Origin of the sequence: Bradyrhizobium sp. 190, assembly GCF_023073415.1 — a bacterium.
Lineage (GTDB): Bacteria > Pseudomonadota > Alphaproteobacteria > Rhizobiales > Xanthobacteraceae > Bradyrhizobium.
Window position 1 is genome coordinate 164,987 of record NZ_JADPJL010000077.1, and the last position, 11,004, is coordinate 175,990.

At 63.8% G+C, this 11,004-nt stretch carries 9 protein-coding genes; 5 read left to right on the forward strand and 4 right to left on the reverse strand.

Annotation, left to right across the window (positions count from 1 at the left end; genetic code table 11):
- Nucleotides 1-54 precede the first annotated feature (54 nt).
- On the forward strand, nucleotides 55-696 hold the full coding sequence (locus IVB22_RS38560; RefSeq protein ID WP_247522361.1) for a TetR/AcrR family transcriptional regulator: 642 nt from the start codon (nucleotides 55-57) through the stop codon (nucleotides 694-696).
- A gap of 28 nt (nucleotides 697-724) precedes the next feature.
- Here the strand turns inward: IVB22_RS38560 and IVB22_RS38565 are convergent, their stop codons facing one another.
- Complete coding sequence (locus IVB22_RS38565) at nucleotides 725-2,974, reverse strand: TonB-dependent siderophore receptor (RefSeq protein ID WP_247522362.1); 2,250 nt, start codon at nucleotides 2,972-2,974, stop codon at nucleotides 725-727.
- Between the two features lie 432 nt (nucleotides 2,975-3,406).
- On the opposite strand from IVB22_RS38565, the gene IVB22_RS38570 reads away from it, so the two are divergent.
- From IVB22_RS38570 to IVB22_RS38585, 4 genes are all read left to right on the forward strand, one after another.
- Entirely contained in the window at nucleotides 3,407-3,757 is a 351-nt protein-coding gene (locus tag IVB22_RS38570) for a KTSC domain-containing protein (RefSeq protein ID WP_247522363.1), read from the forward strand.
- 82 nt (nucleotides 3,758-3,839) lie between these two features.
- Nucleotides 3,840-4,514 carry a TetR/AcrR family transcriptional regulator gene (locus IVB22_RS38575; protein ID WP_247522364.1) on the forward strand — a complete coding sequence of 225 codons (675 nt, stop codon included), beginning with the start codon at nucleotides 3,840-3,842 and terminating at the stop codon, nucleotides 4,512-4,514.
- Complete coding sequence (locus IVB22_RS38580) at nucleotides 4,511-7,201, forward strand: molybdopterin-dependent oxidoreductase (RefSeq protein ID WP_247522365.1); 2,691 nt, start codon at nucleotides 4,511-4,513, stop codon at nucleotides 7,199-7,201. The genes IVB22_RS38575 and IVB22_RS38580 overlap by 4 nt, the downstream gene beginning before the upstream one ends.
- Complete coding sequence (locus IVB22_RS38585) at nucleotides 7,198-8,118, forward strand: xanthine dehydrogenase family protein subunit M (RefSeq protein ID WP_247522366.1); 921 nt, start codon at nucleotides 7,198-7,200, stop codon at nucleotides 8,116-8,118. Before IVB22_RS38580 ends, IVB22_RS38585 begins: the two co-directional genes overlap by 4 nt.
- Before the next feature lie 37 nt (nucleotides 8,119-8,155).
- On the opposite strand, the gene IVB22_RS38590 is transcribed toward IVB22_RS38585, so the two are convergent.
- The 3 genes from IVB22_RS38590 to IVB22_RS38600 form a co-directional block, all read right to left on the reverse strand.
- Nucleotides 8,156-8,839 carry a hypothetical protein gene (locus tag IVB22_RS38590; RefSeq protein ID WP_247522367.1) on the reverse strand — a complete coding sequence of 228 codons (684 nt, stop codon included), beginning with the start codon at nucleotides 8,837-8,839 and terminating at the stop codon, nucleotides 8,156-8,158.
- 228 nt (nucleotides 8,840-9,067) lie between these two features.
- Nucleotides 9,068-10,339, reverse strand: coding sequence for an extensin family protein (locus tag IVB22_RS38595; protein WP_247522368.1), 1,272 nt, complete (start codon nucleotides 10,337-10,339; stop codon nucleotides 9,068-9,070).
- A gap of 353 nt (nucleotides 10,340-10,692) precedes the next feature.
- The coding region (locus tag IVB22_RS38600) for a DUF2147 domain-containing protein (RefSeq protein ID WP_247522369.1) at nucleotides 10,693-11,004 on the reverse strand (312 nt) is incomplete at its 5' end.

Sequence of the window (11,004 nt, forward strand, 5' to 3'; positions counted from 1 at the left end):
AAACACATGCGGGCCTCACCCCGGGTTGAATTCTTTCGCGAGGAAGATAAACCAATGGTTGCATCCACTTCAAACACCATTCATCCCTTTGGCGAGGAGGACAGTTCGAAGCGCCGCCAGATTTTGGACGGCGCGCGAAAGGTGTTCATGGATCTGGGCTTTGATGGAGCCAGTATGAACGAGATCGCGCGCGCCGCCGGCGTCTCCAAGGGCACGCTCTACGTCTACTTCGCCGACAAGAGCCGGCTGTTCGAGGCCATCGTCGAGGACGAAGCGCTCGAAAAGGCCAGGATCGCCTACAATCTCGATCCCAAACGCGATGCCGAAACCACGCTGCGGGAATTCGGCCAAACCTACATCGGATCGATCTGCCGGCCAGGCGGCGGATCGTCGATCCGCACGGTGATGGCGATCGCCGAGCGGATGCCCGACGTCGGACGCCAGTTCTACGAGAACGTGCTGGCTCAGACGATCAACCGTCTCGCCGACTATCTGCAGGCCCATGTCGGGCCGGACGATCTTGCGATCGACGATTGCGTGCTTGCCGCCGCGCAGTTCCTGCAGATGTGCCAGGCGACGCTGTTTCTGCCGTTCGTGTTTCAGGCAGAGCCGGCGCCATCGGCGGAGCGCATCGCGCGCGTGGTCGACAGCGCGACGCGGATGTTTCTGAACACGTATCGGGCGAAGCCGGCGTAAGCCGGCCTCCCCTTTTCGGCGTCATGCCCTAGAACCTGTACGTCGCGCTGCCGAGCACGGTGCGGCCGATGCCGTAGAAGCAGTCGCCACGCGCGAGGCAGGTGGTGAGATGGCGCTTGTCGGCAATGTTGCTGGCATTGACCTGAAACCGCCACGGCCCGGTCTCGTAGCGGATCATCGCGTCGAACAGGGTGTAGTCAGGCGTCTGGAGTTTGTCGGCGCCGTCCCAGGAGACGCCGATATAGCGCACGCCGCCGCCGATCGTGACACCCTGCAGGCCGACCGCGGTGAGACGGTACTTCGCCCATAGCGAGGCTTGATGTTCGGGTACGGTTTCGACGCGCTTGCCGGCGTTGTCGCCGCTTTCCACTGTGGCATTGAGGTAGGAATAAGCGCCGATCAGATCGAGGTCCGGCGTCACGCGGGAGATCACCTCGAGCTCGGCGCCGCGAATCCGCACCTTGCCGGTCTGGACCGAGAACTGGGTGCCGCCGGGGTCGCTCGCCAGCCGGTTCTTCTCGATGGTGTCGAAGATCGCGCCGTTGATTGCCGTGCCGGGCATCGGATTGTACTTGAAGCCGAGCTCCACCATTTCTCCCTGCTGGGCCTTGCAGATGCCGCCAATGCAGGCGGAGCCGAAGATCGGCGTGAACGACTGCGCGTAGGTGACGTAGGGCGTCAGCCCGAACGGCAATTCGTACATCAGCGCGGCGCGGCCGGTGGTCGCTTTGGTATCTTCCGCGGGCGAGCCCTGCACATTATTGCTGACGAAATCCTGGCGGATGCCGAGGACCGCCAGCCACGGCCCGAGCCGCATCTGGTCCTGTGCGTAGAGCCCGAGCTGGCTTTGCCGCAGGTCCGGTTCAGGTGACAGCGTTGGCGGGACGACCGGATTGTAGACCGGCGCATAGAGGTCGAATGGCTTCGTATCAAGGTAGGACCCTGCCGAGGCGCGCTCGCCGAGGCCGCGATAATCGACACCGAACAGCGCCTTGTGCGTGATCGCGCCAGTCGCGAACTTCAATTCGGCGTTGGAGTCCGAGGTGAAGCTGTCCTTGGTCGTTTGCCGGCTCGAGACCCAGCGCGCCATGGTGCGATGCGTCCCGGGATCGAGAAACGGATCGGCCGGGGTTGTATAATTGTCCGGATATACTGACCGGTAGATGCCCTCGACATGGGTGTAGCGCATGTTGTGACGGATCTTCAGCCCATAGCCAAAGCTGTGCTCGAACAGGCTGGAGACCGCGCCGGTTTCGGTCTGGTATTTGTCAAAACTCGGATCGCTGGCGAATCGCCGCACCGGAATCAAGCCGTTGGGACCGGGGAACAGCGTTCCCTCATGCGGCAGGAACGCGGTGGAGGAGCCGGTCGTGTCCTTCTGATAGGTACCGAGCACGGTCCAGCTCGTGTTGTTGGTCGGCCGCCAGGTTAGCGACGGCGCCAGCACGAGGCGGTCGTCCGGAACGTAGTCGGTTTGCGTGCCGCTGTCGCGGAACACGCCGATGAACCGATACAGCCACTCGCCATCCTTGGTCAGCTTGCCGGTCGAGTCGAGTTGCACCTGCTTGCGGTTGAAGCTGCCATACTGCACGCCGATCTCGTTGAATGCCTCCGCCTGCGGACGCTTCGAGACCAGGTTCAAGAGACCTGCCGTCGATGTGTCGCCATACAGCACCGATGCCGGACCGCGCAGCACCTCGATGCGTTCCAGCGTGAAAGGATCGGGCCGCCATTCGTTGAACTGCCACGTGTTCACCACGCGCGTGCCGTCGAGATAGATGTTGGGATCCTGGCCACGAATGCGCGGATAATCGCCGCGCGAATCGGGACCATAAGCGTCGGCGAAGACGCCGGGCACATAGCGCAATGATTCCTGCACGGTGAGCGCGCCCTGGTCGGTGATACGGTCGGCGGTGACCACCGTGATCGATTGCGGGGTTTCACGCAGCGGCGTGTCGGTCTTGGTGCCGGTGCCGCTCTGGCCCGCGAGATAACCGCGCACCGGGCCGGTCGCGGTCTCGGCGCCCGCGCCTGCGGCCGCCGCGGCATCGGGCGTTGTCTGTGCGCGCTGAGCTGCGCGACGGCTCGCCGCCGACGCGGCTTGCCGTCTGGGCGCGGGGCGCGACCGCGCGGCCGGCGGACGTGAGGGCTGGTCGACGACGACTGCCGGTAATTCCCGTGAGGACGATTGCGCTTCCGCCGGCGTCACATCGATCATCGCGGCAAACATCGGCAGCGCGGCGCCGAGCCATCCCGCGGTCTTCAAGCATGCATTCATTTCCAGTCCTCATCGCTTCGCGCGGGACCAGTAACAAGCGCGACCACTGCAATGAAGTGCGCGAAGGATACAGCGGCGCATCAAACACGCGTTTAGAATTAGTATTTGTCCAAACAGATGACTCGCAGCCGCCGGAAAAATTTTTTGAATTAGTATTGGTCTAATCAAATGACGTTATGCGAGAACACAGCGAGCCCTGCAACCGCTGACGACCGTCACGCCGGCGTGCGCTTGTATCCACACGCGACAGCCTCCACATCACTGCGAGCGAAGCGCCGGATCGGATGGTTCAGGCCGCCACGCGATGGGGGTCGCCTCCGACGGCCAATATCTGATCGGTCTCAGCCGGCGCATCACCAACGACGACGGATCGTTCGGCGGGGTCGTCGCCGGCAGCATGCGCGTGAGCTATTTTCACAGGTGCAAAACGCCATGATCCGTCTTGCTTTCATCCTCGCCCTGCTCTTCACCGCGCCTTGGGAAGAAGCCGAGATCGTTGACGTGAAAGATCGGGGAGCGGTCGATCTCAAGCCTTTCAACTGTCTGGACACCACCCGGAGCAGCGTCATCAGCCGGGTCTGCTACGACGCCGACGACCGGCGTATGCTCGTCCAGCGCTACGCAGCCTACCACCAATATTGCGATGTGCCGAAGGACACGCTCGATGCGTTCCTGAACGCACCTTCGATGGGCCAGTACTTCAACGCCAACATCAAGGGGGCCGGCCGCAACGAGAGCGGCCCGTACGACTGCCGGACACATAAAGTCTCGTCCTATCAGTGACATCAGACCTGCCGTTACCGCACGGATCCCTGTTCGCGATCTCGTTATTTGACACTTCTTCTAATTTTGTCAAAATCGTCAAATGGGCCCGCGTACACGTATTCTCGATGCCGCGATGCTGGTGTTCCGCCGGCACGGTTTCCGGCGCTCGTCGATCGAGCAGGCGGCGGAGGCCGCTGGCCTGACGCGGCAGGCGCTCTACCATCATTTCAAGTCCAAGGAAGCGCTGTTTCGCGCCGTCATCGAGCGGCTGCACGAGGACGCGCTCGCCGCCGAGATCGCGGCAGCCGGCGCCGCCGAGAAGCAAGGCTGCAGCCTTGCCGATATTCTGGTCGCGTCGGTCAGCGCCAAGCTCGGGCAGTTGGCCGCTTCGCTCGACGGCTCGCCCCATGTCGAGGAACTGTTCTCCGAACATCTGCTGCAGGCGCGCGACCTCTACCAGAAATACACCACGTTGTATGCGGAGCAGCTTGCCGCGACGATCGCGCGCGTCTGCCGCAAGCAGGGCCTGACGCTGAGCGCCGGCATGACGCCGCGCGACCTTGCGCGTTGTGTCGAGATGGCGGTCAACGGCACCAAGTCCGCCTACCCCGCGATGCAGCCGGCCGATGCTTTCCTGAAGGATTTGGAAATCATGCTGCGCACGCTGATTGCGGGCGCTGTGCGCCCGGCATCGAAGCCACGCGCAGCCACGCTGAAGCCCGCGAAGAAAGCAGTCCCTCGATCCACCGCCCGCAAACCTGGAGATCGCAGATGAGCACGATGACGATCAACGGCAAGCTCGCTCCCCTCCCCGACGATCCCGATGCGCTGCTGGTCGACGTCGTGCGCGACGCGCTCGATCTCACCGGCACCAAGCTCGTGTGCGAGGCCGGCGTCTGCGGCGCCTGCACGGTGCTGGTCAATGGCGAGCCCGCCGTGAGCTGCCTGATGCCGGCTCGATCAGCCGCAGCCAAGAGCATCACGACGGTCGAAGGCATCGGCGCCAAGGCGCTGCACCCGGTGCAGAAGGCCTTCATGGCGCACGACGCCCTGCAATGCGGCTTCTGCACGCCAGGCTTCATCGTCGAGGCCGCGGCGTTTCACGATTCCTGGCGCGCAGCAAAGGGGGCATCCGTGCCATCGCGCGAGGAAATCGGCGCGGCGCTGTCGGGCCATCTCTGCCGCTGCGGCGCCTACGACGGCATCTTCCGTGCGGTGGCGGATGCCTGCGCCGGCCGCTTCGACGGCAACGATATCCTGCCGCCGCGCATGGAAGCCCGCGACAAGGTGACGGGATCGGCGAAGTATACCGTCGACATCCATCATGACGGCCAGCTCGAAGGCGTGATCCTGCGCTCGCCGTTCGCGCATGCGCGCATCAGCGAACTCGATCTGGCGCCGGCGCGCGCGATGCCGGGCGTGAGCGCGGCAATCTCGCTGCTCGGCGACGACCGCATCGTTCGCTATGTCGGCGAACCGATCGCCGCCATTGCGGCGAAGGACCGCAAGACTGCGCGCGCCGCGATCGCCGCCATCAAACTCGGCAGCGAGCGCCTGCCGTCGGCGATCGGGCTCGACGAGGCGCGCAGGGCCGATGCGCCGGTGGTGTTCGAAAAATCCGCGCGAAAAAAGGCCGGCAACGTCTCCGAAGGCGGCGGTGCGCCGGCCGCCTGGAAAGGCAATGTCCGCGGCCCGTCGGCGGCGTTCTCCAAGAAGCCGAAAAAAGTGCGGAGCTGGGTCGACGGCGCGCGCGCAGCGAATAATCCGCTGCTGGTCGAGGGCACCTTCCGCACCGGCACGCAACAGCATGCGTGCCTCGAGCCGCATGCCGCGGTGGCGCGTTTCGACGGCGACCGGCTGACCGTGCATGTTTCGACGCAGTCGGTGTTTCATCTGATGGAGCTGATCGCCAAGCGCTACAAGCTCGGCCACGACAAGGTGCGCGTGATCGCCGATCATGTCGGCGGCGGTTTTGGTTCGAAGGCCGCGCTTGGCGTGGAAACGACCACCGCGATCGAACTGGCGCGCGAAGCGAAGGCGCCGGTCAGAATAGCCTACGACCGGCACGAGGAGCTTTCGGTGACCGGCTATCGGCCGGCGACGGAAATGAAAATTGCGTTGCTGCCGTCCGAGCAAGGCGAATTGAAAGCACTGTCGCTAACCGCTTATGCCGACACGGGAGCCGCGACCAATTCGACCATCGCGGCGCTTGCCCGCCTGATCTATCCCGCGGAAGGCAAGGAACTGGCCGATTTCGACGTCATCAGCAATTTGCCGGCCGGTGCTCCCTTCCGCGGGCCCGGCGGGCCGCCGATGGCCTTTGCGCTGGAACAGGCGATCGACGAAGCGGCGCTGCGCATGAACGTCGATCCGATCGCGCTGCGCAAGCGCTGGGATCCCGATCCCAACCGACAACGGCTTTACGATTGGGCGACAAACCTGGAGGTCTGGCGCAACCGCAAACCAATCGCCGCGCAGAGCGGCCGTTATCGCCGCGGCGTCGGCGTCGCCACCGGCTACTGGCTCTATCTGTGGCAGCCCGGCTCGAAGGTCGAAGTCGCTGTGAAGGGCGGACGCCTGATCGCGAGCACCGCGACGCAGGATATCGGCACCGGGACCCGCACCGTAATCGCCAATACGGTCGCGCGCGAATTCGGCCTGGAGCCGCATGAGATCGAGGTCAGGATCGGCGATTCGAAACTGCCGGAAGGACCCGGCTCGGGCGGCAGCCGGGTCACGGCTTCGATGATCCCGCCGATGCTGCTGGCGATCGAGCAGTTGAAAGCCGCGATCCAGCAAAATGCAAAACGGCAACCGGTCCCCGGCTCCAACGCGCCATGGCGCGAAATGCTCGCGGCCTCGCCCGACCTCTCCGCTTCCAGCGTGCGGCCGGAAGACTCCAGGCAGACGGCGCCGGGAATCGAATCGCCGCTCAAGCAAGTCGGCTTCCTGGGCTGGATCTTCGGCTGGATGATGCGACGCTTCTCCAACCTTGCGATCGGCGCCGGCGTGCCGAGTTCGGTGCAGGTCATCGAAGTCGAAGTCGACACCTGGCTCGGCCATGTGCGCGTCCTCAACGTTCATACCGGCATTGCGGTCGGCAAAATCGCAGCGCCCGCGCTGGCGCACAGCCAGGCGGCCGGCGCCGTCATTCAGGGCATCGGCTACGCGCTCTACGAAGCGCGCGAAGTCGATGCCCGCACCGGCGATGTGCTCAGCGGCGGCATGGAGGACTATCGCATTCCCGGTATCGCGGACACGCCAATGATCGACGTGCATTTCGACGAGGGCGGCTTCGACCACGTGCTCGGCGGCAGCGTCGGCATCGGCGAAGTCGCAACCGTGCCGACCTCGCCCGCGGTCGCCAACGCCATTTGCAACGCCACCGGCGTTCGGCTGACCGAACTGCCGATCCGTCCGGACCGTCTCGTCGCCGCGCTCAAAGGGAGGGCCGCCGCATGACACCATCAGCCATGACCGCCACAGCAGGCGAATTCCGCGCCGCCGGCACCGACCTCAGCGAGAGGCGACGGAGCGGCGTCTCGACGGGACCGCTGGTCGATATATCAGCCGCACCCGACACGATCGGGATGCATTGGGGCGATGACGGCAGTTTGCGCATCGGCGCCTTCACCACCATTGCGGTCATCGCCGCAGATGCGCGCGTCGCCGAGGCGTATCCCGGCATTGCGGCGTCGGCACAAGGTTTGGCGACGCCGCAGATCCGCCACCTCGCCACCCTCGGCGGCAATCTCGCGCAACGTTCGCGCTGCTGGTACTACCGTAATCCGCATATCGCCTGCCTGAAGAAAGGCGGATCGGATTGTCCGGCACGATCGGGCAATCATCTCTATCACTCAGCGTTCGACCTCGGCCCCTGCGTGGCGCCGCATCCCTCGACCATGGCCGCCGCGCTGCTTGCCTATGAAGCGAAGATAACCACCGACCGCAGGAGTTCGCTGACGATCGGCGATCTCCTCGGCGACGGCTCCAACGGCACCGCCGATAACGCGCTGCAGCCGGGCGAGATGATCAAGAGCGTCACACTTGCTTCACCGCTGGAAGGCGAGCGCGCGCTCTACAAGCGCGCGATCAGCCGCACCCATGCCGAGTGGCCGCTGGTCGAAGTCTGCGCGCGTGTCGTGATCAAGGACGATGCCTTCCAGTTCACGCGCCTCACCGCCGGCGGCATCGCACCGGTGCCGCTTCGCCTTGCGGCCGTGGAAGCCGCACTGCAGGGGAAGCGCGCCAATGTCGCAACGATTGCCGTTGCCGCCAAACAAGCGACATCAGGTGCAAAACCGTTGCCGATGACGGGGTACAAACTCGATCTGCTGAAGGGCGTCGTGCAGGATCTGCTGGAGCGGCTGGCTGGATAACTTGGGCGTGCATTCACTTGCGGCGGATTGAGGAGCCTCAGGCATTGATGTCTGTATAGCCGCCGGAGGATTCGTGCGGAGTTGAATAGCCCGCATACCGCTGCATGATGGCCGTCTGTCGTTCCGCCATCATGGCTTCGAAGGCAGCGTCCAACTGCGCGCGGGTATAGTCTGTCGAGGTCGTCTCACGTGGCTTCCATTCGGACTGCGTGATCGCCGTGGATGCCTTCTCGACCGTGCCGCCGACGGCTTTCGCGAAATGCTCCGCACGCCATTGCGCCAGATCGGGGCCGCCGATCAGGCCGGGAGGGTCTTGCCAGTCTCCGACCTTTCCCGCCGCATCGTTCGTCATCGCCGAAGAACCAGCGTTATAAAGGGTCGCAACGACCTTGCCGTTGACCTTGACGGTCGCATAGATATTTTGCGGCGCATTGTCGGGAACGTCAGTGACGGCGGCTGAGTTAGCGGCTTGCATCCTTAACCAATTCGACGCCATCCGGTCGCGAAGCTCGGGGATGTCCCTGATCGAGATGATCTTCAGTCCCGAGATGTCGAGTGCCTTGACGGCCGAAACTGGAATTCCCGGCTTCGCATTTGCTGCTGTCGCGCCTGCATCTGCGCCAGCCGCCGGCAACGCATCTGCCGGCGTCAATGTCGTCTTCGACGGATACGCTTGGGTGGGACGCAAATAGCTTCCGGCATTGGCCATACTCGTAATCATGGATACACCCTTCCTCGGCAATTTCAGGGTGAAGCAATCACCATGCCAACGCGGAAATGATTGATAAGGCTGGTGTCCTCTCTCTCGAAAAGGGCCGCGCGCCGGAAAATCTTGCCGACAGCGGCAGGAATTTCCACACGTGACGGATAGACGAAAGGCTGATGTCGATATGATTGTGGCCGGCGGATTACGCCTTTGGCCGATCCGCCCAACGAAGCCGAGATCGTTCTAGTGATCCTCGAACTCGTCTTCCTCGTTGACCTTGCTGTTGCCCCTGAACCAGCGTGACACCGACTTTTTGGCTCCGACCGATCCCGTCGAATAAGGATCGCGTGACGCATAGGGATTGCGCTGCCCGGCGCGCGCGGCAACCTGGTCACCCGGCACCGCGGCGGGTTGACAGATCGTGCGGCGCGAGGCGCGGCGCATCAGGTCGACGTGGATGTGATCCTCGTGGTGGGAGTTGGAGCCCGGTGCCAGCACGGTGTTGAACTGCTGACAGGCGGCCCCCTGCACGTCGCGCAGAAAGCCCTGCTCTTCCGGCATGCCGCGCCAGCCACCCTTCACCGTGATGCGGCGGCCGTCGGCGAGCGTGAAGGCTGCGATGTCGAGCGCGTTGCCGAAGGCGTGCTCGGAAATATGCGCGTGCCGATTGCCGTTCATGCCGCGGCAGGAATAGGCGGAGATCTGCTTGATCTCGACGACACGCACGCCGAACCAGCGCATCGCCGCCGGCTGCACGGAATCGGTGAGCCAGCGGTCGAGCGCCGAGACGATCGGGCACGCCAGCGTCGCCGCGGGCTTCATCGAGACCTGCCCGAAGGCCCCGACGGAATTGCCCTGCGCGGGCCCGAGCCGCGGCGCAGCCGGCGTTGCCGGCGGAGGCGAATAGGATGGCTGCGGATACGGCGCAGGAGAAGGCGCCGTGTAACGGTCGCGCGGCGGATAGCCGCCGTCGCGCGATGCCGGCATGCCTTGGGGCGGCAGGTCGATGTCATCCTCTTGCGTGGCGACACCAGGCGCGGACAGCGAGATCGGGCCGTTCGACGGCGCGGCATAGGTCGGCTGGCGCGGCGCCGGATCAGGATAGGTTCGCGGATAGTTTCCTGAATGGTTTCCTTGATAGCTTCCCTGATTATTTCCCTGATAATTTCCCTGGGGCGGAGCCGCCGCCGGCGCGCGCGTGATTGGCCAGCGCGGCTGATTGCCGATATTGCCGGGCGGCCGCAGGCTTTCATCGGCAAAGCCGAAGCTGGTGATGTTTTCGCCGAGCGCCGCCACCTTCAGCGGATATTCCGCGCCGCACACGCCGGGACCGGAAATCGGATCGATCCGGACCAGTTCCGGGCTCTCCTTGACCGCGCCGGACTTCAGGCAAGCGACTTCGGCCTCGGCACGCCACGGTTCGCGTTCGGCGGACTGAAAAAATCCGCGGCCACAACCCGCTAGCGAGACGAGGACGAAGGAGCCGACGAGATACAAACGAACTCCGTGCGTCATCCCCCGCACGTTCAACGAATTTATTTAAAGACTCTTCAACATGTTGATTTTACGAATTTTTTACCATGTTTTCGGGGGCTGCCGCCTGTTTAGAGCCCATGGATGGACAGCAACGCTGACTTTTTGGGCCGGGAACGGTTTGCTAGCCTTAAGTGTTATGTGCGGGCACGACGTGAACCCAGGGAGTACTCCCAATGGATTTCGCAAGTCCTCTCGTCACCAGACTTAGCGTTGTAACCGCGTATGTTGCACTCGCTTTCGTCGGGGCGATTGTACTCGGCGTGTTCTAAACTTCCGTCCAGCGATGGACCTGAGCGCCCGGTGGCCGTGTCACCGGGCGTTTTCGTGACCGGTTAGGATCTTGGGTCAGCGGACATCTGCCGCGACGTCACCAGGCCGTCGGCGCGGCGCGTGATTCGGCTCCAGTTGTTGCCGGAGCAGTAGAAGCGGCCGAGCGCGCAGGCTTCGATGCGAAGCGTGTTGATCCCCTTCATCGACATCGTGCCGTAATACGTCTCGCCAGAGTCCTGGCTGTAGACGCCGCCGGTCCATTGCCTTTCCGTCTTCGGCTTCATGTTGATCAGGATCGCTTCGCCGGTGTTGACGGAATAACCGCACAGATTGGCGCCGCATTCCTCGACGCGAACGTTGCCCTTGTTCTCCAC